Source organism: Pseudomonas sichuanensis (assembly GCF_024749065.1).
Lineage (GTDB): Bacteria > Pseudomonadota > Gammaproteobacteria > Pseudomonadales > Pseudomonadaceae > Aquipseudomonas > Aquipseudomonas sichuanensis.
In genome coordinates this window covers 4,918,212-4,944,137 of record NZ_CP087185.1, presented here as the reverse complement: position 1 = coordinate 4,944,137, position 25,926 = coordinate 4,918,212, and the positions used below count along the sequence as shown (strand labels likewise).

The 25,926-nt window shown below is 65.9% G+C and carries 26 protein-coding genes; 16 read left to right on the top strand and 10 right to left on the bottom strand.

The features are described 5' to 3' along the window. The first annotated feature begins 37 nt into the window (after positions 1-37). Together LOY51_RS22375 and LOY51_RS22370 are read left to right on the top strand one after the other, a co-directional pair. Positions 38-580, top strand: a complete 543-nt coding sequence (locus LOY51_RS22375; protein WP_258643106.1) for a hypothetical protein — start codon at positions 38-40, stop codon at positions 578-580. Positions 581-634: 54 nt separating this feature from the next. Beyond that, positions 635-1,174 (top strand): hypothetical protein, encoded by a 540-nt coding sequence (locus LOY51_RS22370; protein WP_125860221.1) that lies wholly within the window; start codon positions 635-637, stop codon positions 1,172-1,174. A gap of 85 nt (positions 1,175-1,259) precedes the next feature. Here the strand turns inward: LOY51_RS22370 and LOY51_RS22365 are convergent, their stop codons facing one another. After that, positions 1,260-1,736 carry a DMT family transporter gene (locus LOY51_RS22365; RefSeq protein WP_258643104.1) on the bottom strand — a complete coding sequence of 159 codons (477 nt, stop codon included), beginning with the start codon at positions 1,734-1,736 and terminating at the stop codon, positions 1,260-1,262. A gap of 91 nt (positions 1,737-1,827) precedes the next feature. Between LOY51_RS22365 and LOY51_RS22360 the strand changes: the two genes are divergently transcribed. Together LOY51_RS22360 and LOY51_RS22355 are read left to right on the top strand one after the other, a co-directional pair. Then, positions 1,828-2,748 carry a LysR family transcriptional regulator gene (locus LOY51_RS22360; RefSeq protein WP_125860217.1) on the top strand — a complete coding sequence of 307 codons (921 nt, stop codon included), beginning with the start codon at positions 1,828-1,830 and terminating at the stop codon, positions 2,746-2,748. Between the two features lie 33 nt (positions 2,749-2,781). Next, positions 2,782-3,168: a lysozyme inhibitor LprI family protein gene (locus LOY51_RS22355; protein ID WP_258643101.1), complete on the top strand. Its 387-nt coding sequence runs from the start codon at positions 2,782-2,784 to the stop codon at positions 3,166-3,168. Positions 3,169-3,300: 132 nt separating this feature from the next. Here LOY51_RS22355 and mnmH read toward each other — a convergent pair whose 3' ends face one another. Beyond that, positions 3,301-4,407 carry a tRNA 2-selenouridine(34) synthase MnmH gene (mnmH, locus tag LOY51_RS22350; RefSeq protein ID WP_258643099.1) on the bottom strand — a complete coding sequence of 369 codons (1,107 nt, stop codon included), beginning with the start codon at positions 4,405-4,407 and terminating at the stop codon, positions 3,301-3,303. Next, the gene (selD, locus tag LOY51_RS22345) at positions 4,407-5,441 is read right to left on the bottom strand and encodes a selenide, water dikinase SelD (RefSeq protein WP_258643097.1); all 1,035 of its coding nucleotides are present in this window, start codon (positions 5,439-5,441) and stop codon (positions 4,407-4,409) included. The genes mnmH and selD overlap by 1 nt, the downstream gene beginning before the upstream one ends. 205 nt (positions 5,442-5,646) lie before the next feature. Between selD and LOY51_RS22340 the strand changes: the two genes are divergently transcribed. Genes LOY51_RS22340 through phnE form a run of 4 tightly spaced genes read left to right on the top strand, consistent with a single transcriptional unit; the run spans position 5,647 to position 8,877 of the window. Then, a complete protein-coding gene (locus LOY51_RS22340) occupies positions 5,647-6,501 on the top strand; it encodes a putative selenate ABC transporter substrate-binding protein (protein ID WP_258643095.1) in 855 nt (284 codons plus the stop codon). Then, positions 6,498-7,292: a phosphonate ABC transporter ATP-binding protein gene (locus tag LOY51_RS22335; protein WP_258643093.1), complete on the top strand. Its 795-nt coding sequence runs from the start codon at positions 6,498-6,500 to the stop codon at positions 7,290-7,292. The genes LOY51_RS22340 and LOY51_RS22335 overlap by 4 nt, the downstream gene beginning before the upstream one ends. After that, positions 7,286-8,113, top strand: a complete 828-nt coding sequence (locus LOY51_RS22330; protein ID WP_125465445.1) for a PhnE/PtxC family ABC transporter permease — start codon at positions 7,286-7,288, stop codon at positions 8,111-8,113. The genes LOY51_RS22335 and LOY51_RS22330 overlap by 7 nt, the downstream gene beginning before the upstream one ends. Next, positions 8,110-8,877 carry a phosphonate ABC transporter, permease protein PhnE gene (gene phnE, locus LOY51_RS22325; protein ID WP_125860205.1) on the top strand — a complete coding sequence of 256 codons (768 nt, stop codon included), beginning with the start codon at positions 8,110-8,112 and terminating at the stop codon, positions 8,875-8,877. The genes LOY51_RS22330 and phnE overlap by 4 nt, the downstream gene beginning before the upstream one ends. A gap of 3 nt (positions 8,878-8,880) precedes the next feature. Here the strand turns inward: phnE and LOY51_RS22320 are convergent, their stop codons facing one another. Both LOY51_RS22320 and olsB read right to left on the bottom strand, forming a co-directional pair. Next, complete coding sequence (locus LOY51_RS22320; RefSeq protein WP_258643091.1) at positions 8,881-9,669, bottom strand: lysophospholipid acyltransferase family protein; 789 nt, start codon at positions 9,667-9,669, stop codon at positions 8,881-8,883. Continuing rightward, the gene (olsB, locus tag LOY51_RS22315; RefSeq protein ID WP_110994904.1) at positions 9,669-10,424 is read right to left on the bottom strand and encodes an L-ornithine N(alpha)-acyltransferase; all 756 of its coding nucleotides are present in this window, start codon (positions 10,422-10,424) and stop codon (positions 9,669-9,671) included. Before olsB ends, LOY51_RS22320 begins: the two co-directional genes overlap by 1 nt. Positions 10,425-10,568: 144 nt before the next feature. Between olsB and LOY51_RS22310 the strand changes: the two genes are divergently transcribed. From LOY51_RS22310 to LOY51_RS22285, 6 genes are all read left to right on the top strand, one after another. Beyond that, positions 10,569-11,456: an acyl-CoA dehydrogenase middle domain-containing protein gene (locus LOY51_RS22310; RefSeq protein ID WP_258643088.1), complete on the top strand. Its 888-nt coding sequence runs from the start codon at positions 10,569-10,571 to the stop codon at positions 11,454-11,456. Between the two features lie 186 nt (positions 11,457-11,642). Further along, entirely contained in the window at positions 11,643-12,719 is a 1,077-nt protein-coding gene (locus tag LOY51_RS22305) for a serine hydrolase domain-containing protein (protein WP_125860197.1), read from the top strand. After that, positions 12,716-13,012: an amidase gene (locus LOY51_RS22300; protein ID WP_125860195.1), complete on the top strand. Its 297-nt coding sequence runs from the start codon at positions 12,716-12,718 to the stop codon at positions 13,010-13,012. The genes LOY51_RS22305 and LOY51_RS22300 overlap by 4 nt, the downstream gene beginning before the upstream one ends. Before the next feature lie 44 nt (positions 13,013-13,056). Further along, positions 13,057-13,650 carry a YceI family protein gene (locus LOY51_RS22295; RefSeq protein WP_125465437.1) on the top strand — a complete coding sequence of 198 codons (594 nt, stop codon included), beginning with the start codon at positions 13,057-13,059 and terminating at the stop codon, positions 13,648-13,650. A 1-nt stretch (position 13,651) separates the two neighbouring features. Next, positions 13,652-14,809, top strand: a complete 1,158-nt coding sequence (locus LOY51_RS22290) for a phospholipase D-like domain-containing protein (RefSeq protein ID WP_125465436.1) — start codon at positions 13,652-13,654, stop codon at positions 14,807-14,809. 74 nt (positions 14,810-14,883) lie between these two features. Further along, positions 14,884-15,462, top strand: coding sequence for a DJ-1/PfpI family protein (locus LOY51_RS22285; RefSeq protein ID WP_125465435.1), 579 nt, complete (start codon positions 14,884-14,886; stop codon positions 15,460-15,462). Positions 15,463-15,629: 167 nt separating this feature from the next. Here LOY51_RS22285 and LOY51_RS22280 read toward each other — a convergent pair whose 3' ends face one another. Next, entirely contained in the window at positions 15,630-16,028 is a 399-nt protein-coding gene (locus LOY51_RS22280; protein WP_125465434.1) for a nuclear transport factor 2 family protein, read from the bottom strand. A 115-nt stretch (positions 16,029-16,143) separates the two neighbouring features. Between LOY51_RS22280 and LOY51_RS22275 the strand changes: the two genes are divergently transcribed. Both LOY51_RS22275 and LOY51_RS22270 read left to right on the top strand, forming a co-directional pair. After that, the gene (locus tag LOY51_RS22275; protein WP_125465433.1) at positions 16,144-16,734 is read left to right on the top strand and encodes a GNAT family N-acetyltransferase; all 591 of its coding nucleotides are present in this window, start codon (positions 16,144-16,146) and stop codon (positions 16,732-16,734) included. Then, the gene (locus LOY51_RS22270; RefSeq protein ID WP_258643085.1) at positions 16,731-17,615 is read left to right on the top strand and encodes a carbon-nitrogen hydrolase family protein; all 885 of its coding nucleotides are present in this window, start codon (positions 16,731-16,733) and stop codon (positions 17,613-17,615) included. The genes LOY51_RS22275 and LOY51_RS22270 overlap by 4 nt, the downstream gene beginning before the upstream one ends. Here the strand turns inward: LOY51_RS22270 and LOY51_RS27000 are convergent. The 4 genes from LOY51_RS27000 to LOY51_RS22245 form a co-directional block, all read right to left on the bottom strand. Continuing rightward, the gene (locus LOY51_RS27000; RefSeq protein ID WP_309475584.1) at positions 17,603-20,056 is read right to left on the bottom strand and encodes an RHS repeat domain-containing protein; all 2,454 of its coding nucleotides are present in this window, start codon (positions 20,054-20,056) and stop codon (positions 17,603-17,605) included. The genes LOY51_RS22270 and LOY51_RS27000 overlap by 13 nt on opposite strands. After that, positions 20,053-22,653 (bottom strand): RHS repeat domain-containing protein, encoded by a 2,601-nt coding sequence (locus LOY51_RS22255; protein ID WP_258643084.1) that lies wholly within the window; start codon positions 22,651-22,653, stop codon positions 20,053-20,055. Before LOY51_RS22255 ends, LOY51_RS27000 begins: the two co-directional genes overlap by 4 nt. 63 nt (positions 22,654-22,716) lie before the next feature. Next, complete coding sequence (locus LOY51_RS22250) at positions 22,717-23,676, bottom strand: hypothetical protein (RefSeq protein WP_258643082.1); 960 nt, start codon at positions 23,674-23,676, stop codon at positions 22,717-22,719. A 337-nt stretch (positions 23,677-24,013) separates the two neighbouring features. Further along, positions 24,014-25,537 carry a fumarate hydratase gene (locus LOY51_RS22245; RefSeq protein ID WP_023629003.1) on the bottom strand — a complete coding sequence of 508 codons (1,524 nt, stop codon included), beginning with the start codon at positions 25,535-25,537 and terminating at the stop codon, positions 24,014-24,016. Positions 25,538-25,926: the final 389 nt, after the last annotated feature.

The following is a 25,926-nucleotide window of genomic DNA, read 5'->3' as shown; positions in this document are numbered from 1 at the left end:
TTCGGCAGTGCTTTTGGATAATGGATGGAGCCTGCGGTTGCCTGCTTTCTACGTGAGTTTCACGCTCGTGCTGTTCCTGCTGAGCCTGTGTTTCGACGGCCTGTCGATGGGCGTCGATGGGCATATGCCGGCCTTGCAGATATTGATCATGGGCCCGTGGGGCATCGCCTTCGGGCTCTACCAGTGGTTTGCCAATCCGCTGCTGGGGCTGGCGATACTCGCCCGTCGGCGCTTTCGCCGGGTGGCGCTGGGCGCAGGGGTGATCGCCCTGGGCCTGGCGCTCAGTTGCCTGGGCATCGAGCGGTTGCCGGACAACCGTAGCTACGACTTCCTGCCGCTGACCGGCTTTGGCGCCGGGTACTACCTCTGGGCCCTGGCGATTCTGCTGTTCTGCCTGGGGCAGGGGTGGTGGTGCCGCAAGGCAAGTTCGGCGCAAGGCATGCCGGCTTGGCGCTGGTTCGATGGGCTACTGATCGCGGTGCTGGTGGCGACGATCGTTGTTGCGACCAACCTGCCGAGCCTGGGCGTACGGATCAGCCCATCGGCCGAGGTGAAGGAACCTGCACCGGGTTTGGAATGACAGCGAGGGCTGGGTTAAGGTCGCACTTCGTCCCGCTGCCACCAGGTGCCTTACTTGCCCGCCTTCTACCTGACCACAAGCTTGGCCCTGTACCTGCTGAGCCTGGCGTTCGACGGTGCCTTGACCGGTGCCGGGCGGCATTTGCCGGCATTGCAGATGCTGCTGTATGGGCCGTGGGGCATCCCCTTCGGGCTGTACCAGTGGTTTGCCAACCCCTTGTTGGCCTTGGCGGTGCTTGCCCATCGCCGGTTCCGGCGGCTGGCGCTGGCGTGCGGCCTGCTGGCGCTGTACCTGGCGGCCAGCAGCTTCGCGGTCGAACGGCTGCCGGATAACCAGAGCTATGCCTTCCACGACCTCAGCGGTTTTGGCGCGGGGTTCTACCTGTGGTTGATGGCCATCCTGGTATTTACCCTGGGGCAGGCGTGGTGGTGCTGGAAGGCGAAATCCGCAGCGGATGTGCCGGGCTGGCGCTGGCTGGATGTGGCATTGATGGCGGCGCTTGGGGCAACGTTCTGCTACGCCACGCAGATGCCTGAGCTGCAATTCGAACCGCACAAGGTGATTATGCCGCCCGAGCTACCGCAGGCCTTTTGAACCTCTCGCGGGGCAAGCCCGCTCCCACGAAGCTTGTGCAAGGCCCGTGTGAGCGGCGGTGCGCCGATACGACCTGTCCCGCGATTCAACGCACTGTCCCCCACTGCACCACCAGCATCCCCACCACGATCATCCCCACCCCGGCCAGGCGCAGCAGGTTGACTGGCCGTTCCGGCAACCCCATCAGGCCGAACTGGTCGATCAACAGCGACGACAGCACTTGCCCGGCCACCACGCAGACGATGAACCCGGCAGCGCCAAGGCGTGGTGTCAGTACCAGCGCCGCGGTGATGTAGAGCACCCCGGCAACCCCGCCGAACCACGCCCACCACGGGGCCTGGGCGAGGTTGTGCAGCGGCGGCAGCGGCGGCAGCGGCGCACGCATCAGCAGCAGGGCGGGTACCAGCATCAGCAGGCTGACCAGCAACGACACCCCCGCCGCCCACAACGGATGCCCCAGCAAGCGCCCAAGGGCGGCGTTGCTGCCTGCCTGGAAGGGCACGGCGGCGCCGGCGAGCAAGGCGATCAGCAAGGGCAGGGCGGCAAAAAGGCTGTTGGGCATGGTGTCTACTCCTGTGCGAAACACTGGTATCAGTTTGTGATATGCACTTGAATGATGGAAATTCGAATTCTGTAGAGGCTGTATTCGCCACATGGATGATTTGCGCCGCATCGACCTCAACCTGATGCTCACCCTGCATGCCCTGCTCAGCGAGCGGCATGTCTCGCGGGCGGCTCTGCGCCTGCATCGCAGCCAACCAGCGGTCAGCCACGCGCTGGCCCAGCTACGCGAGATTTTCGCCGACCCGTTGCTGGTCCGCCGGGGCGGCGGGTTGCAACTGAGCGCCCGTGCCGAAGCCCTGCGCGAGCCTTTGCAGCAGGCGCTGCAACAGCTCGATGGCCTGCTCGGCAGCCCCGGCTTCGAGCCGGGCCGAGCGCGCCGTACCTTCCGCCTGGCGATGTCGGACTACGGCGCGCGGGTGGTGCTGCCGGCGTTGATGCGGCTGTTGCGCGAGCAGGCGCCGGGCATCGACCTGGTGGTGTCCCAGGGCAGCCGCGAGGCGATGCTCGGGCAGCTGATCGATGGCGAGACCGACCTGGCGCTGGGTGTGTTTCCCGAGTTGCCTGCCGAGGTTTGCGAGCAAGTGCTGTTCGAGGAGTCGTTCGTCTGCCTGGCCGACCGTGGCACGCTACCGCCGCGCGGCGGGCTGGACTTTGCCCAGTGGCTGGCCCGCCCCCATGTGCTGGTGGCGGTACGCCCGGGGATCGACAACGAAATCGACCTGGCCCTTGGCGCGCTCGGTGCGCGCCGCCGCATCGCCCTCAGCCTGCCGCACTGGGGGGCCGCCCAGGGGCTGCTTGCCGGCACCGACCTGGTGCTCACGGTGGCCCGCCGCAGCCTGGAGGGCGCCCGCCTGGACCCCGCCTTGCGCCAGTTCCCGCCACCGCTGGCGATCGCGCCATTCACGTTCTGCCAGGCCTGGCATTCGCGCCGCGAGGGGGATGCCGGGCACCGTTGGCTGCGCAGGCAACTTCAGACTTTGTGTACGGCCCCGGCGTTGGCCGAGTGCTAGGATTTGCGCCGATCACCTTTGAAAGGATTACCCATGCTCAAGCGTTATCTGCTTGCCGGCAGCACCCTGCTGGCCATCACTGCGGCCCAGGCCGAAGATTACTCGGCCAGCTACACCCAGTGCATGGACAAGGCTTCCAGCACCCTGGCCATGGGCGCCTGCATCCAGGCCGAGACCAAATTGCAGGATGAGCGCCTGAACCGTGTCTACAAGCAATTGATGGCCAAGCTCGAGGGCCAGCAGCAGAAGGACCTGCGCGAGGTGCAGCGCAGCTGGATCAAATACCGTGATGGCAACTGCGCGTTTCACGGTAGCTTGAGCAGCGGCAGCCTCTACCGTATCGAAGGGGCGATGTGCGTGATGGACATGAGCAAGGACCGCGCGGCGGAGCTGGAACGGGTGCTCAGCCCAGGGCAGTGACGGCCTTCATCCACCGCGGCGTTTACTTCGCGGGGCAAGCCCGCTCCCACAGGTACCGCGCAATTCTTGAGATCACGCAGTCGGTGTAGGAGCGGCAGTACATGTGGGAGCCGGCTTGCCGGCGAAGCGTCCTTAATGCTGCCCGCGCCGGGCCCTGGCCTTGAGGTACTCGCGCACTTCCCGCGCATCCCCGGCAAACTCGATCCGCCCGGCCTTGGCGTCGCGCTGGTAGGCGTACATCGGGTCGTAGTATTCCTTTAGCAACCCTTCGATCCAGCCCCGGTGCAGGCTCACATCACCGCTGTGCAACTGCTCGTCGAGGGCCTGGCCGAGCAGCGCGGACAACCGCTGAAAACGCTCGCCGCCCAGGCGCTTGTGGATATTGGCCATGCTCTGGCGCAGGCGCTCGGCATACAGCCTGCGGCCTTCTTCTTCACCGTGCACCGCAACGAACTCGGCGCACAGGTTGGTCACGTAATCGCGCAGGATACGCGCCACGCGGCTGTCGAAACTGTCCTCCAGCCACACCAGCGGGTAGTGCTGCATGCCTTGGTAGAGTTCCAATGGCACCGTGCAGCTGCCCACGATGCGGCCCTCGTCTTCCAGCACGAACTGGCCGATGCCCCGGTCGCGCTTTTTCAACACATCGATGGCCAATGCGTTCTCGAAGTCGATCTGCGCCGGTTGCGCGGTGGCGCGTTTGCCGAAGCTGGAGCCACGGTGGTTGGCATGGCCTTCGAGGTCCAGCACGTTGTCCAGTTGGTGCAGCACGTCGGTCTTGCCGGTGCCGGTGAGGCCGCCCAGCAGCACGAAGTCGCACTGCTCGACCGCCTGCTGGGTGGTTTCCAGCAGCAGGGTGCGCATGGCTTTGTAGCCACCGACCACCTTGGGATAGTGGATGCCGGCTTCCTTGAGCCAGCCCTGGACGATCTGCGAGCGCAGGCCGCCACGGAAGCAATACAGGTAGCCGTCGGGGTGGGCTTGGGCGAACGCCGCCCAGGCTTCCAGGCGTTGCGCTTTCACCGCGCCGTTGACCAACTGGTGGCCAAGGGTGATAGCGGCGGCCTGGCCCTGCTGCTTGTAGCAGGTGCCGACCTTCTGCCGCTCCTGGTCGGTCATCAGCGGCAGGTTGACCACGCCGGGGAAGGCGCCTTTGTTGAATTCGACCGGGGCGCGCATGTCCATCATCGGCACGTCGTCGAGGAACAGTTGTTTCAGGTGGGTGCAGTCGGGGCGCATCAGATCACCTCGACTGCGTGGCTCTGTCGCTCCACCAGTTCACCGATCGGTGCCAGTGCGAGGTTCAGCTCGGCGGCCACGGCCAGGAACTCGGCTTCGCCTTCAGGGCTGACCGCTACCAGCAGGCCACCGCTGGTTTGCGGGTCGCACAGCAGGTGCTTCTGATCGTCGCTGAGGGCGCCGATCTTGTGCCCATAGCTTTCGTAATTGCGCAGCGTGCCGCCGGGGATGCAGCCTTCGGCCAAGTAGTGGTCGACGCTGGGCAGGCGCGGCACGGCAGCGAACTGCAGGCGTGCGGTGAGCTTGCTGCCTTCGGCGACTTCGACCAGGTGGCCGAGCAGGCCGAAGCCGGTGACGTCGGTCATGGCTTTGACGCCGTCGAGCTTGCCGAAGCGGCTGCCCGGGGTGTTGAGGGTGCACATCCAGTCGCGGGCCAGGCCACGGTCCTGGTCGCGCAGCTTGGCTTTCTTCTCGGCGGTGGTGAGGATGCCGATGCCCAGCGGCTTGGTCAGGTACAGGCGGCAGCCAACGCTGGCGGTGTCGTTGCGCTTGAGGTGGCGCTTGCTCACCACGCCGGTGACGGCCAGGCCGAAGATAGGCTCGGGGGCGTCGATGGAGTGGCCGCCGGCCAGCGGGATGCCGGCTTCGGCGCACACGGCGCGGCCGCCACGGATCACTTCGCGGGCCACTTCCGGCGGCAGCACGTTGACCGGCCAGCCGAGGATGGCGATGGCCATCAGCGGGTCGCCGCCCATGGCGTAGATGTCGCTGATGGCGTTGGTGGCGGCGATGCGGCCGAAGTCGTAGGGGTCGTCGACGATGGGCATGAAGAAGTCGGTGGTCGAGACCACGCCGCGCTCGTCGTCCAGGGCGTACACCGCGGCGTCGTCGCGCGAGGCGTTGCCGACCCACAGCTTCGGGTCAAGCGCCTGGGTGCCGCTCTCGGCGAGGATCACGTCCAGCACCTTGGGGGAGATCTTGCAGCCACAACCGGCGCCGTGGCTGTACTGGGTCAGACGAATCGGCTCGCTCATACGCACCTCTGCACAAATAGTGGCGCGATTGTAGCAAAGCTGGCCTTTGCGCCAGCGGCTCTTATAATTCCCCAACACAGCTGCAAGTTTGTAGCCTCAAGCAGCAAGTCGAAGCTGTCCGCATGCTGTCTTGCTTTCTTCTTGTCGCTTGAAGCTCACAGCTTGAAGCTGCTTTCAATGCTGCTTTCAAATTCGGAGAACCCCCATGCTCAAACGCCCTCTGGCACTCGCTGCCGGCCTCGTGCTGTCCTGCTGCGCCGTCGTTGCCCAGGCCGCCGAGGTACTGCGGGTCAGCGCCATCCCCGATGAAGCGCCGACCGAACTGCTGCGCAAGTTCAAGCCACTGGGCGAATACCTCGAGAAGCAGTTGGGGATGGAGGTCAAGTTCGTCCCGGTCGCCGACTACCCGGCGGTGGTCGAGTCGCTGGCCAGCAACCGCCTGGACCTGGCCTGGCTGGGTGGCTTCACCTTCGTCCAGGTGCACCTCAAGGACCCGACCGCCACCCCGCTGGTGCAGCGTGAGCAAGACGCCCAGTTCACCAGCAAGTTCATCACCGCCAACCCCGAGGTGAAGAGCCTCAAAGACCTCAAGGGCAAGACCTTTGCCTTCGGCTCGATCTCGTCTACCTCGGGCAGCCTGATGCCGCGCTACTTCATGTTGAAAGAAGACAACATCAAGCCCGAGGACTACTTCAGCCGCGTTGCCTACTCCGGTGCCCACGACGCCACCGTGGCCTGGGTGGCGGCCGGCAAGGTCGATGGCGGCGTGCTCAACGCGAGCGTGTGGCAGAAGCTGGTCGATGCCGGCAAGGTCGATACCAGCAAGGTGAAAGTGTTCGCCACCACCCCGACCTACTACGACTACAACTGGACCGTGCGCGGCAACATGGACCCGGCGCTCAAGGAAAAGATCAAGCAGGCCTTCCTCGCCCTCGACCCGGCCAAGCCTGAGCAGAAGGCGATCCTCGACCTGCAGGCCGCCAGCCGCTTCATCGAGACCAAGCCCGAGAACTACCAGGGCACCGAGCAAGCCGCGCGCGAGGCCGGCCTGCTCAAGTGAGTATCCGTCTGCAAGGGGCCGGCCTGCGCCATGGCCAGGTCCAGGCCCTGCACGCAGTCGACCTGCGTATCGAAACGGGCGAGCGGGTAGCGATCATCGGCCCGTCCGGGGCGGGCAAATCCAGCCTGCTGCACTTGATGGCCACGGCGGTGCAACCCAGCGCCGGGCGCCTGGAACTGCTGGGCACGCAACCCTGGGCCCTGTCGGCAGGCGCCCGCCAACACCTGCGTGCGCGGGTGGCGCTGGTGCACCAGGCGCCACCGCTGCCGCCGCGCCAGCGGGTGGTGACGGCGGTACTGGCCGGGCGCCTGGGGCAGTGGAGCACCTTGCGTGGCCTGCTCAACCTGCTGCACCCCAGCGATGTGCCTGGCGTGCGCCAGGTGCTGGCCGAGCTGGGCCTGGCGGACAAATTGTTCGTGCAGTGCGGGCAGTTGTCCGGTGGCCAGCTGCAGCGGGTCGGTATCGCCCGGGCGCTGTATCAGCAGCCGCAGGTACTGCTGGCAGACGAGCCGGTGTCGGCGATGGACCCGGTGCTGGCTGATCACAGCCTGGCACTGCTCAACCGCCACGCCGTGGCCCAGGGCGTGACGCTGGTGGCCAGCCTGCATGCCGTTGAACTGGCGTTGGCGCACTTCCCGCGGGTGGTCGGTATCCGCGAGGGCCAGGTGGCCTTCGACTGCCCGGCCACGGCGGTGACCCAGGGCCTGCTCGATGCGCTCTATGCCAACGAACAGCTTGGGTCACCTGTTGCCCCAGGCCCGACCCTGACCGTGCAGATCCCGCGATGCTGAACACTGACGCCCGCGATCCGGCGGCGCTGCCGCGTCTGCTGGTGACGCTGCTGTGCCTGGCTTTGCTGTGGCCAGGGTTGCAGCTGAGCGAGTTGAACCCCGGTGTGTTGCTGCAGGCAGAAAACCGTCAGCAGATGGCCAGCTTCGTCGCGGGCTTCTGGCCGCCGGCCCATGACCGCGATTTCCTCGGCCTGCTGTGGCAGGCCACGTTGCAGACCCTGGCCGTGGCGACCGCCGGCATGACCCTGGCGCTGCTGCTGGCGCTGCCTGCCAGCTTGCTGGCGAGCCGTGCGCTGTCGCTGCGTGCGGCGTCGCGGGGCGGCAGGGCAGGCGGCTGGTCGCGCACCCTGCGGCTGCCGGTGCGGGGGCTTTTGGTGTTCCTGCGCAGCGTGCCGGAGATCGTCTGGGCGCTGTTGTTCGTGCGCGCCGTGGGCCTGGGGCCGACCGCCGGGGTGCTGGCCATCGCCATCACCTACAGCGGCATGCTGGGCAAGGTCTATGCGGAAATCTTCGAGTCGGTCGACCAGCGCCCGGCCCACGCCTTGATGCAAGCCGGCAGCGGGCGGCTGGCGGCATTCTGCTACGGCATCCTGCCCAACGCGGCGGCCGAAGTGGTGTCGTACACCGTGTACCGCTGGGAGTGCGCGGTGCGTGCCTCGGTGGTGATGGGCTTCGTCGGCGCCGGCGGCCTGGGGCAGCAGATCGACTTGTCGATGCGCATGTTCGCCGGCGCCGAGGTGGCGAGCATGCTGCTGGCGTTCCTGGCGCTGGTGACCCTCGCCGATATCCTCAGCCGCCTGCTGCGCGGGAGGTTGGCATGAACCGGGCGATCAACCTGCTGGTGCTGCTGGCGATCGTTGCCGCGGTGCTGGCCTCGTTCGCCTACCTTGAGCTGGACATGCAGGCCGTGGTCGGCAATGGCGGGCTGGCGCAGATGGGCGAGTACGCCGGGCGCTTCCTGGCCCCGGACCTGTCCGCCGGGCATCTGCGCGCGGTGGGCTGGGGCGCTTTGGAAACCCTGGCCATGTCCGGGCTGGGCACCTTGCTGGCGATGGCCCTCGGCATGCTGCTGGCACTGCCGGCCGCTGGCCGGTTCGGTTGGCCGTTGCAGGGGGCGACGCGGTTGCTGCTCAATGCGCTGCGGGCAATTCCTGAACTGGTCTGGGCAGCGCTGACCGTGCTGGCCGCAGGGCTGGGGCCCAATGCCGGGACCCTGGCGTTGGCGCTGCACACTGCCGGGGTGCTCGGCCGGCTGTTCGCCGAGGCGCTGGAGAACGCGCCGCCTGAACCGGCGGCGGCGATCCGCCTGCAGGGCGGCAGCCAGGTGGCGGCGTTCTGCTTCGGTACCTTGCCCAACCTGTGGCCGCAGTTGCTGGCGTACAGCCTGTACCGCTGGGAGAACAACATCCGCATGGCCAGCGTGCTGGGCTTCGTCGGCGCAGGCGGCCTGGGGCAGATGCTCTACACCACCCTGAGCCTGTTCCAGGAGGCCCAGGCCAGCACGGTGATCATCGCCATGCTGGTGCTGGTGCTGCTGGTGGATGCCTTCAGCGACCTGTTGCGCCAGCGCTACGTGCGCGCCTGAACCTCAGGCCGCACGCGCCTGGCGTCGCGGCGCCGCTTCTACTGGCTCGGCGCCGAACAGTGCCCGTTGAATCGCCTGCTGGGCCTGGAAGGCCAGCGCGGCGCGTTCCTTGTCGGCGCTGGTGACCGGCGCCAGCAAGTGGATCACCACTTCGCCACGGTCCTGGCCGAACAGACGCATCAGGTGTGACACCAGGTCGTCCTCGCCAATGAAGGGGGCGATCGGGTCCGGCATGCCAGCGCGCAAGTACTGGATAGCCACCGGCTGCAAGGGGGTGCCGTGGTCGATGGCACCGGCCAGCAGGCGGCCATGGAAGGTACGCAGGCTGCGGCCATCGGTGGTGGTGCCTTCGGGGAAGATCAGCAGCGGTTGCTGCTGCTCCAGCTGGCCGCTGATCTGTTCGCGCAGGCGCTGGCCGTCGCCACCGCCACGGCGGATGAACAGGGTGCCGGCTTTCTCGGCCAACCAGCCGGCTACTGGCCAGTGGCGCACTTCGGCCTTGGACAGGAACGACAGCGGGGTGAGCATGCCCAGCAGTGGGATATCGGTCCAGGACACATGGTTGCTGACCCAAAGCATTGGCCGTTGCGGCAGGGTACCGACCACCCGCACCTCGAAGGGCAGGGCGCCGACCAGGCGCTGCATGAACATGCGCGTCCAGCGCTGGCGGCGTGCGAGGGAAGCCTTGAACCCCAGGCGTTCGCCAACGGCGATCAGGCTGGCCAGGCCTAAGCCCAGCGCCAGGACCATGAACAACCGCAGCAGGCGGGCGCAGGCCCGCAGGCGCGGCATCAGACTGCCGCCTTGAAGTGGCGGGCATAGCGCGGGCAGAGGTCGTCGCGCTTGAGCAGGATGAACACGTCGGCGACCTGGAAATCCTCGTCCCAGCACGGTTCCCCGCAGATCTTCGCGCCCAGGCGCATGTAGGCCTTGAGCAGCGGCGGCATCTCGGTGATGACGTTGCCGGGGATATCCAGGCTGGGCAGCGGGTTCTTCGGTTCGGCGCGCAGGTGTTCGGTGCACAGGTAGCGGTCGCGCAGGCGCTGCATGATCGCGTGGGCCTGCACGCCGCCATCCTGCATGGGGATGCTGGCGCAGCCCATCAGGTAGCTGTAACGGCCTTCGTTGAGCACCTCTGCCAGCTCGCCCCAGAGTACGGCGATGGTGCCGCCGTTGCGGTAGTCGGCATCGACGCAGGTGCGGCCCAGTTCAAGGATCGGGCCTTGCAGTTGCAGCAGGCCATGCAGGCGGAACTCTTCTTCGCTGTAGAAGCGCCCCAGGCTGCTGGCGGCCTGGTGGTCGAGCAGGCGGGTGGTGGCCACCAGCTGCCCGGTGGCCAGGTCACGTACGCCGATGTGGCGGCAGTGGATGTCGTAGTCGTCCATGTCCAGGCCCTGTTCGGCGCCCTTGAGCTTGGCCTTGAATTCGGCGCTGAACACCTTGTAGCGCAGGGCCTGTGCTTCCTGCAGGGCCGCCTCGCCAACCAGGCGTTCGGCTTGCAGACGGCGTTCAGGGCTGTTGTCGCCAGAGCGAGCGATCCGAGTCATTGCGAGTCTCCATAAGCCAGCCAAAGGGTTGCGGCCGGTCGGCTTTGTTGTGCAAAGTCAGCCTAGGTAGGGGTGGTGTCACCCCTGTGAACCTTTGGTGATGCTTGCGTGACACCCCCACAAGCCCTCTTCAAGGAGCGTCCGATGGCCTGGTTGCAACGACTCAACGACCCGCTGCGGCACCCGCTGGCGGCCACCCTTGGTGAAACCTACGCGGCATTGCTCGAACGCCTCGGGGGCGTCAGCCCGTTCGAGCTGGCGGTGCTCGGCGGGCGGGCCATGGCCACGCCGGGGCTGGCGTTCCTGGTGGGCTACCAGGCCGCCTTGCGTGTGCTTTGGCCCAGCGCCCCGGCCAGCCTCGGCGCCTTGTGCGCCACCGAGCGGCGCAGCGTGCGCCCGGCCGACATGCATACCCGCCTGGAGGGCCTGCGCTTGACCGGCAGCAAGGACTTCGTCACCGCAGGGCTGGATGCTGAATGGCTGCTGGTGGCGGCGCGCAGCGAACTGCCCGGCGAGGCGGTACGGTTGCAGTTGGCGGTGGTCTACCCCGGTGAGCCGGGGGTGACCGTGGAGGCCTTGCCGACCTTGCCGCTGATGCCTGAGGTGGGGCATGGCCGTGTGCGCCTGGACGAGGCGGCCTGCGAGCTGCTGGCCGGCGACGGCTGGGATGCCTACGTCAAACCCTTCCGCTCCCTCGAAGACCTCTATGTGCTCGCCGCGCTGGTGGCCTGGCTGCATGGCGTGGCCCAGGAATGCGCGTGGCCGCAGCCGTTGCGTCTGCGTTTGATCGGCTTGCTCGCCGGCTGTGCCGAAGGCAGTCGGCAGTGTGCCGACAGTGTGGCCTGTCACCTGTTGCTGGGTGGGTTGTTCGCGCAGTTCGAGAGCCTGCGCGCCGAGATCGACAAGGCCTTTGGCAACGGGCCGGGCCACTGGGCGCAGTTGTGGCAGCGCGACCAGGGGGTGTTGGCGCTGGCCAGCGCTGCCCGAGAAAAGCGTCTGGGCAAGGCCTGGAGCGCCGCAGGATTGTCATGAAAGCCTGAGAGGCTTGTTTCATTTGCAAGGCCATCGCGGGGCAAGCCCGCTCCCACGCAGGGTTGGACTGCCCCCAAGAAGTTGGACACCAATCCAACCTGTGGGGCCAGTCCATATCGTGGGAGCGGCGGTGCGCCGATGCGACTTGCCCCGCGATAGGTCGCAAAGCAGCCGAAGGCAATCACAATGAAGGCAATACTGCTGGCCTTGGCCATGGTTATTGGCCCTGTCTGGGCCGAGGACTGGCCCACCTTGGATTGGCCGGTCGACAAAACCGCCATCGACTGGCAAGCCGTCGACACCTACGCCTTCCCGCCACGCACCACCGACCGCAGCGGCATCCGCACCGACGCGCTGCTGATCATCCGCGATGGCCGAATCATCCATGAGCGCTACAGCGCCCCGACCCGCGCCGATACCCCGCACCTGTCCTGGTCGGTGAGCAAGAGCGTGCTGGCGACGGTGATGGGCGTAGCCTTCGGCGAAGGCCGCTTCAAGCTCGATGAGCCTGCCGCCCGCTATTACCCGCCTTTGCAGCAACATCCCGAACTGCGGCAGCGCGACCTGCTGCACTGGGCCAGCGGCCTGGCCTGGCAGGAAGACTATGAATACGCACCGCTCAAGTCATCGGTGGTGGCTATGCTGTACACCCGTGGCCGCGCCGACATGGCGGCCTACACCGCGGCCATGCCCGCCGCCAGCGCGCCCGGCCAGCGCTTTGTCTATTCCAGCGGTGACAGCAATCTGCTGGCCGCCACCTTGCGTGGCATGCTCGACGCCGGCCAGTACGATGACTATGCCTGGCAGGCGCTGTTCACCCCGCTGGGCATCGACAGTGCGGTCTGGGAGCGCGATGACGCCGGCACCCTGGTCGGTTCCTCTTACCTGTACCTGAGCGCTCGCGACCTGGCACGCATCGGCCTGCTGATGCAGCGCGGCGGACGTTGGGGCGAGCGGCAGTTGTTGCCCGCCGATTGGGTGGCGTTCAACCGCACCCTGTTCGCGCAGGCCGAAGCGATACCCGGTGAGGCCAACCCGGGCGGCCACTGGTGGCTCAACCAGCCGCTAGCCGGCCAACCCTTGCCCTGGCCCGACGCACCGGCGGATAGCTTCGCGGCGCTCGGCCACTGGGGGCAGGCCTTGTATGTGCTGCCGGCGCAGAAGCTGGTGATCGTGCGCTACGCCGATGACCGCGACGGTAGTTACAGCCACAACGAACTGCTCAAGCGCGTGCTGGCCGCACTGGCCGGGGAGGGTGCATGAAGCGGATTGCCCTGCTACTGGTAGTGGCCCTGCTGGCCTGGGCCTGGCATGAACGCCAGGCGCTGGCGGACTTCCCCGGCATCCTCTCGGCCTATTCGGCCAAGGAGTATTGCTCGTGTCGCTTTGTCATGGGTTTCGACCAGGCCTATTGCCGTGGCTATGTGCAGCAATATCTGCCGCTGGGCCTGCTTGAGGAAGACAGCGCTGGCCGCCGGGTCAGCGCCGAGGGTTTGGGCCGGCGACACGAGGCGGCCTGGCAGGGCGCGCGCGCGGGCTGCCGCTTGCTGCCGTGAAACCGGGCGGTTAAGGTTGACGGCCTTGTGTAACAGGATTTCACATGTTCAAGCCGTCCCGTGTTCTGCCCTCGCTGCTGCTGCCCCTGTTCCTGGCCGCTGGCTTGCCCGCCCATGCCAACTGGCACCTGGATGGCGAGTCGTCGCGGCTGTCCTTCGTCACTGGCAAGAATGGCAATATCGCTGAAGTGAACCGTTTCCTGGTGCTGCATGGCACGGTCGATCGCAAGGGCGCGGCCGAGGTGAGCATCGAGATGGACTCGGTCAGCAGCGGCATCCCGCTGCGCGACGAGCGCCTGCGTGACGAACTGTTCGAAGTAGAACGCTTCGCCGACGGCAAGGTGCAGGCGCAGATCGACCTGCGCCCGATCAACGACCTGGCCAACGGTGCCCAGCTGGAGCTGCGCCTGCCGGTGAGCGTCACCCTGCATGGCCAGACCCACAACTACGACACTCTGTTGCTGGCCACGCGCCTGGACGAACGGCGCTTCCAGGTGGTGACCCTGGAGCCGCTGGTGCTGCGTGCCGATCACTTCGGCCTGCTGCCGGGGCTGGACAAGCTGCGCAAGCTTGCCGGGCTCAAGTCGATCAACCCATCGGTGCCGGTGAGTGCGGTGCTGATCTTCAACGCCCGCTGACATGCCGGGGCCGGTCTTCCCCTGGCGGGATGGCAACCAGTTCGAACTGTTGATCGACGGCCCCGAATTCTTTCCGCGCATGCTGCTGGCCATCGTGCGTGCCGAGTTCCAGGTTGACCTGGAGCTGTACCTGGTGGAAGGCGGCGCCTGCGCCGAGGCGGTGGTGGATGCCCTCGAGCAGGCCGCCCGACGTGGCGTGCGGGTACGCTGCCTGTTCGACGACTACGGCTCGCTGGCCTTCCCGACGGCCCTGCGCCAAAGGTTGCTGGCCGCCGGCGTCTACCTGCGCTGGTACAACCGCCTGCGCTGGCGCCGGGGCTTGCGCAACCTGTACCGCGATCATCGCAAGCTGCTGCTGGTGGACGAGCGCTGGGCGGTGGTCGGCGGCACTGGCGTGACTGACGATTTCTGGCAGCCCGACGAACCCACCAGCGAATGGCACGAAGTGATGGTGGGTATCCAGGGGCCGTTGGTCGGCGACTGGCAACTGCTGTTCGACCGTCAATGGACCGCCAACCAGCGGCGTACCGCCTGGCGTCCACCCGAAGGCTTTGGCCTGCCGCGCTTGCCGCAGGTGCCGGCGCAGGGGCAGGGCATGGGCCGGGTGGCCTATGCCGATGCCCGCCAGCACAAGGACATCCTGCATGCGCTGGTGCGCGCATTGAACAGCGGCCAGCAGCGCATCTGGCTGGCCACCCCGTACTTTTTGCCCACCTTCAGCGTGCGCCGCTCGTTGCGCCGCGCCGCGCAGAAGGGCGTCGATGTGCGCCTGCTGCTCACCGGCCCGCGCACCGACCACCCGGCGGTGCGCTACGCCGGCCACCGTTATTACCCCCGGTTGCTGCGCGCCGGGGTGCGGATCTTCGAATACCAGCCGTGCTTCCTGCACCTGAAGATGGTGCTGGTGGACGACTGGGTCAGTGTCGGTTCGTGCAACTTCGACCACTGGAACCTGCGCTTCAACCTCGAAGCCAACGTCGAAGCACTCGACCCGCCGCTGACCGCCGCCGTGGCCGCCAGCTTCGAGCGCGATTTCGCCCAGAGCCAGGAAGTCGACCTGGCCCGCTGGCATGCCCGCCCGTTGTGGCGGCGGGTGCAGCAGCGGCTGTGGGGCTGGCTGGATCGGTTGGTAGCCAACCTGCTCAATCGACGCGACTAGCGGCTTATATCGCTGGCCGGCAAAGCGGACTATCGTGCTGGGATTGTTCCCATGCAACGGAAGGAGTGGATGCGATGACGGCGAAGAAGATTCTCATGCTGGTCGGTGACTACGTCGAAGACTACGAGGTGATGGTGCCGTTCCAGGCCCTGGCCATGGTGGGCCATACCGTCCATGCGGTATGCCCGGAGAAGATCGCGGGGCAGACCGTGCGTACGGCGATCCACGACTTCGAGGGCGAGCAGACCTACAGCGAGAAGCCCGGGCACAACTTTGCCCTGAACTACGACTTCGTCCAGGTGCGGGCCGAAAGCTATGACGCGCTGCTGATCCCTGGCGGGCGGGCACCGGAGTACCTGCGCCTGAATGACAAAGTGCTGGAGCTGGTGCGGGCGTTCGACCAGGCGGGCAAGCCGATTGCAGCGGTGTGCCATGGTGCGCAGTTGCTGGCGGCGGCCGGGGTGCTGGAAGGTCGCGAGTGCAGCGCCTACCCGGCGTGTGCGCCGGAAGTGCGGCTGGCGGGTGGCAAGTTCATCGACATCGCGGTGGACCAGGCGCATGTGGATGGCAACCTGGTGACCGCGCCGGCGTGGCCTGCTCATCCGGCTTGGCTGGCGGCGTTTCTCAAGGTGCTGGGGACGAGGATCGCCTGACCTTCTGCCACAGAACTGCAGATGAGTGGTTGATTTAGCAGGGGCCTGTGGGAGCGGCTTTAGCCGCGAACACCGGCGAAGCCGGTGCCATTTACCGCGTCGCTTGCTTCGCGGGTAAACCCGCTCCCACAGGGTACGCGACATGCTTGCCAGGCTCCGCTGATCTTTCAACCCACCTGCTCGACCCAGTCATTGAGGTTGTAGTAGTTGCTCACCCTGGCAATCTTGCCGCAGTGAATGTAGAAGAACGCCCCCGCCGCCAGCACATACTTTTGCCCATTGGCCGGCGGCAACCCTTCATCGTCGGCCAGGTACTCGCCATGCACGGTGAACTCCGCCGCCGCGCGGTTGCCTTCGGCGTTCTGCATCACCACCAGATCGGCCAGCCGCTCGCGGTAGCAGCGGTTCATCTTGTCCATGAACGCGGCAAACCTGGCCTTGCCCATCTGCCGCTCGCCCTGATTGATGTCATGGATCACGTCTTCGCTGAGCAGGGCGAGGAAGGCGGGCATGTCGCCGGCGTTGAAGGCGTTGTAGTAGGCGGTGACGAGTTCGGTAGCGGTCATGGAGAAATACCTGTCGCGCAGGGGAAAGGGAATGGCTTGGGCCCGATGATAGGGTTTCCCCTCAGGCCCGGCTTAGCCGAGCGCGTCATCCACATCGACAAAACGACCGCCCCCCATGGAAATTCGCCTGCTCCATGGCGCCGCCATCGCGCCTTACATCGATGACCTCGCTCGCCTGCGCCTGACGGTGTTCCGCGAGTTTCCCTACCTTTACCAAGGCACTGAAGCCTACGAAGCCGACTACCTGGCCACCTATGCCCAGTCCGGGCGCAGCCTGGCAGTGCTGGCGCTGGACGGCGGCCAGGTGGTCGGCGCTTCAACCGGCCTGCCGCTGGTGGACGAGACGCCCGAGTTCCAGCAGCCGTTCCTGGCCCAGGGCCGTGACCCGGCCTCGGTCTACTACTTCGGTGAGTCGGTGCTGCTGCCGGCCTACCGTGGCCAGGGCCTGGGCGTGCGCTTTTTCATCGAGCGCGAATCCTATGCGCACAAACTGGCCGAGTTCGACTGCTGCGCCTTCTGCGCGGTGGAGCGCCCGGCCGGGCATCCGCGCAGGCCTTCGGACTACAAACCCTTGCATGGCTTCTGGCGCAACCGTGGCTTTCTGCATGAGCCCTCGCTGCGCACGACTTACAGTTGGCGCGACCTCGACGAGCAGGAGCAAACGAGCAAGATCATGTCGTTCTGGCTCAAGGCGTTGCCGGCATGATTCGCCTCGCCGCCTGCCAGTACGCCATCGAGCTGTTCGAAACCTGGGAGGCTTATGCGGCGCACCTTGAACGGCTGTGCGCCGAGGCCGCCGGGCAGGGCGCGCAACTGCTGCTGTTGCCTGAGTACGCAGGGCTGGTGCTCAGCGGCCAGTTGCCTGCCGCCCAGCGCAGTGACCTGAAGGGCTCGATCGCTGGGGTTCAGCCGCTGATCGAGCCTTGGCTGGCGTTGTGCGAAGGCATCGCCCGGCGTCGGGGCATCTATTTGCAGCCCGGCAGCGCACCAGTACTGGGTATCGATGGCCGCTACCGCAACCGCGCCTTTTTGTTTGGCCCCGAGGGGCGGCTAGGCCACCAGGACAAGCTGATGATGACGCGCTTCGAGCGCGAGCAGTGGGACATCGCCCCCGGGCGAGGGCTGCGGGTGTTCGACACGGCGTTGGGGCGGTTGGGCATCCTGATCTGCTACGACAACGAATTTCCCCTGCTCGCCAGGCACCTGGCCGAGGCCGGTGCCGACCTGATCCTGGCGCCCAGTTGCACCGACACCGAGGCCGGTTATCACCGCGTACGCATCGGTGCTCAGGCCCGGGCGCTGGAGAGCCAGATCGCCGTATTGCAGAGCCCGACCGTGGGGCAGGCGAGCTGGTCGCCGGCGCTGGACGTGAATGTCGGCCGCGCCGGGTTGTTCGTGCCGCCGGACCATGGCATGCCGGCGGATGGCGTGATCGCACTGAGCACCGAGCTTGATCCGCCTGGCAGCCAATGGTTGTCGTGCGATCTTGACCTTGTTCAGCTCCGTCGGGTGAGGCAGGAAGGGCAGGTCCTCACCCGGCGGGACTGGCCGGAACAGTTGTCTGCTTGCGTCGCTCAGCCAGGGTGATAGAGCTTGCTGCTGGCAACCGAGTAGGGTTTGTCGGCAAAAGCCGGGAAATGGCCGTGCAACCGGCTCCAGGCCCTGCTTGCCAAAGAGGGCTTGTAGACAGGAATGTTGTTGAAGCCCTTGTTCCAGAGCGGTTCGTACGTTCGAGGCATCTGCAGGGCGGCGGCCCCTCGCAGGAAAATCTTCTGGTTGTAGGCTTCCACGGGCCGACGCAGCTCATTGGCGATCTTCTGCGCCGCACCGCTCTTGCCGCCCCAGCACGCCAGTAGCACGATCTTCTGCTCGGCCGGGTAGCCCATCTCGGCCAGGCGTGGTGCGATCAGGTTCCTGGCGATGTTCACGGCATCGTCGGCTTGGCCCTGGGCATTCATCAGCATGCCCAGCGGGTGGCCGTGAGTCACGAATGCCGCGGTGTTCTCTGCATACAAGTTCGGGATGAAGGCCACATCGCTGCTGTCCTTGGCCCTGCCGAACAGCACCGTGGCGGGGCGCTGGCCGTCACCCGGCCCTATTCTGTAGGGCTTGAATTGAGCAAGTTTGCTGGCCGCGCGACCTGAACTGTTCGCGAGCCCGGCGGCCCATTTGGCCGCAGCAGGCGCCATGCCCGTCACCGCGCTGGCAATGCCGGCGCCCAGGGAGATCCAGCCAAGCACGCTGGCGGCCTTGCTGTCGGCATCGCTGGCTTGCAGGGCGGCACCAGCGGCGCCGGTGCCGAGGGAAACGGCACTGAGGGCGGCGGTGCCGATTGCCAGGGCACTGTTGGCGCTGAGGGCGCCCAGGCCTCCGGCGAGGACGGCGGCGACGGCCGGGGCGGCGCTGCCCAGGCTGGCCAGGGAGGCCGCGGCGCCCATGGCCAGGCCGATGCCGGCCAAGGTCCAGCTCATCCAGCTGTGGCCATCCGGGTCGATGCGGTTGACCGGGTCGCCGCCGCAGTAGGCGTAGGCATTGATGCCACCACGGCCGAACGGGCTTTCGCTGTCGGGAGCGAGGAAAATCATCAACAGCGGATCGTAGGGGCGATAGCCACCGGGTATCAGCCAGTTGGTCAGCGGCTCCTGGCGCTCCCCGGTAAAGCCGAACCGGGACACGGCCGAACCGTCTGGCCCGCAGCCGTGAGCGGTGTAGCGGCGTTGGCGAACATCGTCGTCCACTTCCAGGCGTACGCTGCCCTGGCCGTCGCAGCCCAGCAGGGTGGTAGCGGCGCCTGGGTGGTTGATCGCGAACAGCGAGGCACCATCACCCACCAGGCCGTGGCGTTGACCAGACTGTTGCGCGTGGGTCAGTTGATCGGCGCTGAAGAAGCTGCGATCGAGCTGGCCATCGAGCACCCGGTCGCACAGGTGGCCGCTGGCGTCGTAGCGGTATTCGCAGGTTTGGCCATCGAGCTGCACCCGTGCCAGCCGCTCATGCGCGTCCCAGGCCAACTGACGGCCCAGGCTGTCGGCGATCAGCCGGCCGCACGCATCGTAGGTGAGGTCGATCCGTTCGGGCCAGGATGGATGGGTATGGGTGATCGAGACTACCTGGGTGGGGTCGTGTGCGGCGTAGCTGAACCGAGCCTCGTCACGGCTGCCATCGGCAAAGGCACTGATGATCTGGGTATGGCCGTTCAGGGCGTTGAAGCTGAAGCGCTGTTCTACGACCCGGTTACCGAAGGGGGCTTGCGGCGCGGCGTGCAGGTCGGCCCGGTAGAGCACCAGGCGTCCGCGCAGGTCATAGGCGAAGGTCTCTTCGCCCTGCTGCTCGCCGTCGTGCCAGGTGCGTGAGATGAGTTGGTCCAGGCCCGAGTAGGCGAGGGTCTGGGTGAAGGTCCGGGGGTTGCCGTCCTGGACCACGGTGAAGGTGTTGCGATGTTCGCGGCCCAGGCTGTCGTAAGTGGTTTTTCGCGTGAGCCGACGGTCAGCGACGGGGTCCTGGGTGGTCAGGGTGTCGAGGCGGGAGAAGGCGTCGTAGGCAAAAGTGGTCGTCACTTCGCCGACTTTGAGCACACTGAGCCGGCCGAACCCATCGTGCTGACGCTGGTGCTCCACTGCGCCGCTGTCGGTGAAACCCAGCAGCAGGCCATTGAGCGAGTAGCGCCATTGGGTGCTGTGCTCCTCGCCATCGACCTGCCATGCGTCACGCAGTGGCAGGCCCGCTGCGTCAAAGCTCCAATGCTGGCTGCCCAGCTCGCCACTGGCGGTGCACGGCAGGCCGAGCGTGGGGTGGTAGTCGAGTCGTTGCTGTGTGGCGCCCTCGGCGTGGCTGCCAAGCAATGCATTACCCAGTTGTGGCTCGTAGGTGAAGGCCACGCGCTTGCCATCGGCCAAGGTGTTGGCGCTGGGCGGTAGCTGCCCGGCGCGGTAGTGGTAGTGGGTGCTGCGCCCGGCGACTTGCACCGAGCGCTGGCGGCCGAGGCCGTCGAAGGTCTGGCGACCGAGAATCAGGGTGTCGGTGGTCATGCGGGGGCCTGCGCTGGTGCGGGAGTGATGGCAATGGATTCCACGTGCTGGTCATCGCTGTGGGCGGCGAAGGTCCAGGCCAGGCGGGTACCGTCGGGCAGTTGGTGCTCGACCAGCCGGGAGTAGTGGTCGTAGCGCTTGCGGTTGACGATGTCGGTAGCGCCTGGGGCGGTGAGGCGCTCCTCGATGACCCGGTCCAGGCCGTCGCGTGTGAGCTTCAAGGTGCGCACCAGCCGGCCGTCGCTGTCGAAATGCTGTTGTCGGGCAGGGCTGCCGGCCGCATTCAGCTCGATGACCTGGCGCGGGCCGTTGCGCCCTGCGGCAACCTGCCAGTGCTCGGTACGCTGGCGAACCGGGTCATGGCGAACATGGCGCTCGATGCCTTCTGGGCTGATGCTGAGTGCGGCCTGACCCCAGTCGTCGTAGGCGGTGGTGGTGGTCAGGCGTAGTGGTGCAATGCCTTCGCCGAGCCAGTCGACGGTCGTCTCGCTGACCGGACGGCCCATCGCGTCAAACTGCGTGTGAGCGACGGTCCTGAAGGTGCCGGGTGCCTGTTGGATATCTTCCAACTCCACCCTGACCGTTCGTCCATCGCCATCGAGCCACTGCCGTTGGCGGCGACCGGTGATCTCGACCTGTTCGATCATCACGGGGTTGAGCGCCTCGCCGCTGCCGGCTTGCCTGGCGACGGCGTCGCCCAGGTGGTAGCTGGCCTGGCGCTCGGCCTGGTAGGGGCTGTTGGCGGCCGTGATGGTGCGCACGATCCGGCCGAGCGCGTCATGGGCGTAGGTCGTGAGTGCCCCTGCTTCGTCACGCTCCCAGGTGGTCAGGCCGCTCAGCAGCGAGCGGGCATCGCTGCGGGTCGAGCGGTTCTCGGCGTCGTTTTCGAAGCCGATGAGCGTGGTCTGCGTGACCAGCTCGTCGTGTTCGGTGCGGTAGCGGTACTCGGTCGTGGTGGTCTTGCCGTTCAGGGTCGTGGCGCTGCCGGCCAGCCGCCCGTAGCCGGGACCTGGTGCGGTGCAGTAGGCCTGGCTGGTGGATTCCAGCAGGCGTTGCTCGCTCTCATCCCAGCCCTGTTCGCGTGCCACCACGGTGTGGGCAGGTTCGCCCTCGAGCAGCGATGGCAGAGCCTGGTACGTATACAGGGTGCCTAGTGTGGGGGCCTGGCCGTCAGCCGGAGCCGGCATCACGGTCTTGTGCCTGAGCCAGCGCACCCTGCCCAGGGCATCGGCTGGGCAACCGTCGGCGCCTGTCGCCGGGTAGTAGCTGTTGTGTTCCTCGACACCGCTGGGGTAGCGCACGTGCAGGATGTTGCCTGCATCATCGTATAGGTAGGTAGTGGTCTCGGTGCGGCTGGCGCCATCGCGGGCATGGTCGATGTAGGTCATACAGACCTGCAGGGGCAACTGGCACCAGGCCGGCTGCTGTTCCCAGGTGAGGCTCGGGTCCACGCCATGGGTGGTGGTCCTGCGTGTTTCACACAGGCCTTGGCGCGTCACTTCGCTGACCAGCAGGTGATGACGGTCCCAGGTGAAGTGATGGCTGCCAAGGGCCCGGCCGTCGCCGTCGCTCAGGGTTTCGATGACTTCGTAGCGATAGTCGCCTTCGACTTGGTACAGGTTGTCTCGGCCGGTGTGCCACACGAAGGCCTGGTCGCTGCCGAAGCCCAGAAAGTTGTGTTCGCCGAGCCAGGTATAGCTACGGTTGAGTTCGTTGCCATTGCGGCCTGTGGCATGGGTCCAGGCCGTCACCCGAGGCAGGTAGGGGAAGGGTGCCCCCGGAGGCAGGTGATGGCCATCGCTGTCGCTGGCCCAGTGCACGAAGTCCTCGGCACCCAGCGGGCTGCGGATGTAGCTGGGCAGCAACAGGGTCGTCGCGCCGGCAAGGTCGATGGGCTCATAGTCGATGCTCAACGGTTCGTCGACACCAGGTAGATGGACCTCGGTCAGCCAGTCATTGCTGAGCAGCGCGCGCAAGGTAGCGGACTGCTCGCTGTGTGGGTTCAGGATGAAGTGCAGCTCGCCCTGGCGATCCTCCAGGCTCAGCAGGGTGCGTTGCTCGTCGCGGATCTGCTGGAGCCTGTAATCGCCCTCGGCGAACGGCAGCCAGTCGAAGAACAGTCGGCGACCTTCCGGGGAGCGCAGCTCGGCCAACAGGTAGCGGCCGCTGTCGCTGTCCTGGCGCCTGAGAATCTCGCATTCCCCGGACTTGTGGTCGACGCGCAGGCTGCCGTCGGCCTGCCAGGTCACCAGGAAGGTGGCCAGCTTCTGATCGCGCAACGCCAGTCGGCCATTGACGGTGAACTGGGAGGCACTCAGGTCGACGGCGAACTGCTCGCCCGAACTCAGGCGCAGCCTTGCTGCTTTCTGGTCCAGATCGATTTCCGACAGGCCCAGGGCCCAGCCTTGGCCATAACCGCGATCGAGCGCGGAGTTCAGCAGGTTGAAGCTGAGTGTCAGGGGCAGGGTGGGGCCGCAGAGTTGGTTGGCCGGTGGCAGGGGCAGGGCGATGGCCAGGGTGAACTGGCCGGTGCGTTGGTCTACACCGGTCTTCAGGAAGTCCAGGAAGTTGCCGGCTTGGGTGTGCAGTGTGGACATGCAGCTTTCCTCGGTTGAAGCAGAAACGCCAGGCTCCCCTTTTCGGGGCGCTGAGCCTGTGGATCAGGCGTTGTCCTGGATGATCTGGAACGCGATGGCGTTGCCGTTTTCCTTGCTGAGGAATTCGATGCGATGTTCGTTGCCGTTACGGTCGATGACTTTCCACAGGCTCTGCTCTTCGCTGAGCGCGTTGTAGTGGCGTGCATAGAAGCGTCGGTGGTAGCGGTGCAGCGTCATCTGGTGGGGGCGATGGGTCAGGCGGCCCCGCGTACCTGCATCCAGTGCGAAGGCCTGATCCACACCATGGACGCTCACTTCGGCGTGCTGGCTGTAGTCGTTGGTCAGTTGCAAGGAAAACAGCGCATGGTCCCAGTTGTGGCGTTCATAGAAGGCGCGCCCACCGGGTGTTGCCTGGGAGCGACTTTCCACGATGAAGGTGTTGGGGTCCCTGAGGCCGAAGTAACCGACCTGGTGCTCGACTTCGTCATCCCAGGTGCGCCCGACGGACTCCTTGTAAGCGATGGTGTCTTCCATCTTCAGCTCGAAGGCCGACTCGGGGAGGCGCTGGGGCGAGATGGACTCGATGACCACCGACGACTTGAACGGGGCGACGTTGGTTTCGTAATGGCTCTGCTCGTCCTTCCAGATCCCGGCATACAGGGTGCTCAGGGTGCCGCCGGGCAGTGTCGAGGTCACGTAGAAGCGGCGACGGAGGGTACGGGGCGAGGACTCCATCAAGGGGCTGGGTACAACGCCGGAGGCTGCGTGGTAGGTAAAGCGCGGGTCGCGCTCGTGATGGGCTTGCAGTTCGGCATCCAGGATGTGGAACTGTCCTTCGTCGTCGATCTGCAGCAGTTCGAGCGAGGCCAGGCTTTGTTCCGAAATGGTCTGGCCATCGCGCGGTTCGAGGGTGACGGTGACTTCCACCTGCTGGCGGCCGTTGGCGTAGACGCGATTGGAGTTGGAGGTGATATCGACGCGGAAACGACTAAGCCATTGATTGGCGGATTGTGAGTGGGTCATGAGCCTTTCCTCTGTGGGAGATGAGGGCTCATTTAAGTGGGAAGTGATCAGGGATAAGCGGTACTTAAATCTTGAAGGCCGATCCAATGCGATGGCTGTCGGTGTCTAGAGGCGGACGCTGTCTGCAAGGGAGTCTGATGACTTCCACCTGTCGGCGTTCAGGTAAGACTCCGTATTCAGGCTGCGAGCAGTTGAAACTTGGCAAAAATATCAGTTGGCGATATCGGCAGTGCCCCTGTCACAGGCGTCGATAAAGGTCGGCAATCAGAAACCAAATAATGAAATTGAATAAAAACGCCCGGCAATGGCCGGGCGTTTCATATCGCATGGGCGATGATTACTTAACTTCCACCGCCAGGCTTTCGGCAATCTTGCTCTGCCACAGCGCAGGGCCGGTGATGTGCACCGACTCACCCTTGCTGTCCACCGCAACGGTGACTGGCATGTCCTTCACTTCGAACTCGTAGATCGCTTCCATGCCCAGCTCGGCGAAGGCCAGGACCTTCGACTTGCGGATGGCCTGGGCCACCAGGTAGGCGGCGCCGCCGACGGCCATCAGGTACACGGCCTTGTTGTCCTTGATCGCTTCGATGGCGGTCGGGCCACGTTCGGACTTGCCGATCATGCCCAGCAGGCCAGTTTGTTCGAGGATCTGGCGGGTGAACTTGTCCATGCGAGTGGCGGTGGTCGGGCCGGCTGGGCCTACCACTTCGTCACCGACCGGGTCGACCGGGCCGACGTAATAGATGAAGCGGCCTTTGAGGTCGACCGGCAGCTCTTCGCCGCGGTTGAGCATCTCGACCATGCGCTTGTGCGCGGCGTCGCGGCCAGTGAGCATCTTGCCGTTGAGCAGGATGGTCTCGCCTGGCTGCCAGCTGGCGACTTCTTCCGGGGTGATCTCGTCGAGGTTGACGCGACGGGCGCTCGGGCCGGCTTCCCAGACGATTTCCGGGTAGGCGTCCAGCGACGGTGCTTCCAGTTCGGCAGGGCCGGAACCGTCGAGCACGAAGTGGGCGTGACGGGTGGCGGCGCAGTTGGGGATCATGCACACCGGCAGGGAAGCGGCGTGGGTCGGGTAGTCCATGATCTTGACGTCGAGCACGGTGGTCAGGCCGCCCAGGCCCTGGGCGCCGATGCCCAGCTGGTTGACCTTGTCGAACAGCTCCAGGCGGATCTCTTCGATGCGGTTCTGCGGGCCGCGGGCCTTGAGCTCATGAATGTCGATGGACTCCATCAACACTTCCTTGGCCATTACCGCGGCTTTCTCGGCGGTACCGCCGATGCCGATGCCCAGCATGCCTGGCGGGCACCAGCCAGCGCCCATGGTCGGGACGGTCTTGAGTACCCAGTCGACGATCGAGTCGGACGGGTTGAGCATGGCCATCTTCGACTTGTTTTCCGAGCCGCCGCCCTTGGCTGCGACATCGACCTCGACCTTGTCGCCGGGGACGATGGAGTAGTGGATGACGGCCGGGGTGTTGTCCTTGGTGTTTTTGCGGGCACCGGCCGGGTCGGCCAGGATCGAGGCGCGCAGGACGTTCTCGGGCAGGTTGTAGGCGCGGCGCACACCTTCGTTGATCATGTCGTCGACGCTCAGGGTGGCGCCGTCCCAGCGTACGTCCATGCCCACGCGCACGAACACGGTGACGATACCGGTGTCCTGGCAGATCGGGCGGTGGCCGGTGGCGCACATGCGCGAGTTGATCAGGATCTGGGCGATCGAGTCACGCGCGGCGGGCGACTCTTCACGCAGGTAGGCCTCGTGCATCGCCTGGATGAAGTCGACGGGGTGGTAGTACGAGATGAATTGCAGGGCGTCGGCAACGCTCTGAATCAGGTCGTCTTGCTTGATCACGGTCATGCAGCGCGCTCCTCTTAAAGACGGGAACATTCAAATAGGCACACCGACAACGCACACCGGTATGTCGGCAGTGCCTGGCAAGGCTCCGGCTGGTCGGGCCGGGGCAAAAAGGCGCGGCAGTATACCGCGCCCCGCCGTGGGAAACACCTGCGGGTGGTCTGGACCTTGGTCGGCTGCGGGGCGGGCATCGTTTTTGCTGATGACGTGGGCAGTGTGATGCTATTCAATGGTTTAACGGGTGACATCGACTGGGGCTGCTGCGCAGCCCTTCGCGGGTAAATCGCAGCGGCGAACCGCCGCTCCCACAGGGAATGCACCGACCTTGTGGGAGCGGGTTTACCCGCGAAGGGCCGCCAAGCGGCCCCATTGCTTGATCATCAGGCGAGTAT

What these genes read in the sequence shown, in the direction of transcription:
- LOY51_RS22275 (WP_125465433.1), top strand. Translation starts at nt 16,144, where the DNA reads ATGGAAATTCGCCTGCTCCATGGCGCCGCCATCGCGCCTTACATCGAT.
- LOY51_RS22270 (WP_258643085.1), top strand. Translation starts at nt 16,731, where the DNA reads ATGATTCGCCTCGCCGCCTGCCAGTACGCCATCGAGCTGTTCGAAACC.
- selD (WP_258643097.1), bottom strand. Translation starts at nt 5,441, where the DNA reads ATGAGCGAGCCGATTCGTCTGACCCAGTACAGCCACGGCGCCGGTTGT.
- LOY51_RS22305 (WP_125860197.1), top strand. Translation starts at nt 11,643, where the DNA reads ATGAAGGCAATACTGCTGGCCTTGGCCATGGTTATTGGCCCTGTCTGG.
- LOY51_RS22310 (WP_258643088.1), top strand. Translation starts at nt 10,569, where the DNA reads ATGGCCTGGTTGCAACGACTCAACGACCCGCTGCGGCACCCGCTGGCG.
- LOY51_RS22250 (WP_258643082.1), bottom strand. Translation starts at nt 23,676, where the DNA reads ATGACCCACTCACAATCCGCCAATCAATGGCTTAGTCGTTTCCGCGTC.
- LOY51_RS22245 (WP_023629003.1), bottom strand. Translation starts at nt 25,537, where the DNA reads ATGACCGTGATCAAGCAAGACGACCTGATTCAGAGCGTTGCCGACGCC.
- LOY51_RS22290 (WP_125465436.1), top strand. Translation starts at nt 13,652, where the DNA reads ATGCCGGGGCCGGTCTTCCCCTGGCGGGATGGCAACCAGTTCGAACTG.
- olsB (WP_110994904.1), bottom strand. Translation starts at nt 10,424, where the DNA reads ATGACTCGGATCGCTCGCTCTGGCGACAACAGCCCTGAACGCCGTCTG.
- LOY51_RS22280 (WP_125465434.1), bottom strand. Translation starts at nt 16,028, where the DNA reads ATGACCGCTACCGAACTCGTCACCGCCTACTACAACGCCTTCAACGCC.
- LOY51_RS22330 (WP_125465445.1), top strand. Translation starts at nt 7,286, where the DNA reads ATGCTGAACACTGACGCCCGCGATCCGGCGGCGCTGCCGCGTCTGCTG.
- mnmH (WP_258643099.1), bottom strand. Translation starts at nt 4,407, where the DNA reads ATGCGCCCCGACTGCACCCACCTGAAACAACTGTTCCTCGACGACGTG.
- LOY51_RS22255 (WP_258643084.1), bottom strand. Translation starts at nt 22,653, where the DNA reads ATGTCCACACTGCACACCCAAGCCGGCAACTTCCTGGACTTCCTGAAG.
- LOY51_RS22295 (WP_125465437.1), top strand. Translation starts at nt 13,057, where the DNA reads ATGTTCAAGCCGTCCCGTGTTCTGCCCTCGCTGCTGCTGCCCCTGTTC.
- LOY51_RS22340 (WP_258643095.1), top strand. Translation starts at nt 5,647, where the DNA reads ATGCTCAAACGCCCTCTGGCACTCGCTGCCGGCCTCGTGCTGTCCTGC.
- phnE (WP_125860205.1), top strand. Translation starts at nt 8,110, where the DNA reads ATGAACCGGGCGATCAACCTGCTGGTGCTGCTGGCGATCGTTGCCGCG.
- LOY51_RS22355 (WP_258643101.1), top strand. Translation starts at nt 2,782, where the DNA reads ATGCTCAAGCGTTATCTGCTTGCCGGCAGCACCCTGCTGGCCATCACT.
- LOY51_RS22360 (WP_125860217.1), top strand. Translation starts at nt 1,828, where the DNA reads ATGGATGATTTGCGCCGCATCGACCTCAACCTGATGCTCACCCTGCAT.
- LOY51_RS22285 (WP_125465435.1), top strand. Translation starts at nt 14,884, where the DNA reads ATGACGGCGAAGAAGATTCTCATGCTGGTCGGTGACTACGTCGAAGAC.
- LOY51_RS22365 (WP_258643104.1), bottom strand. Translation starts at nt 1,736, where the DNA reads ATGCCCAACAGCCTTTTTGCCGCCCTGCCCTTGCTGATCGCCTTGCTC.
- LOY51_RS27000 (WP_309475584.1), bottom strand. Translation starts at nt 20,056, where the DNA reads ATGACCACCGACACCCTGATTCTCGGTCGCCAGACCTTCGACGGCCTC.
- LOY51_RS22320 (WP_258643091.1), bottom strand. Translation starts at nt 9,669, where the DNA reads ATGCCGCGCCTGCGGGCCTGCGCCCGCCTGCTGCGGTTGTTCATGGTC.
- LOY51_RS22300 (WP_125860195.1), top strand. Translation starts at nt 12,716, where the DNA reads ATGAAGCGGATTGCCCTGCTACTGGTAGTGGCCCTGCTGGCCTGGGCC.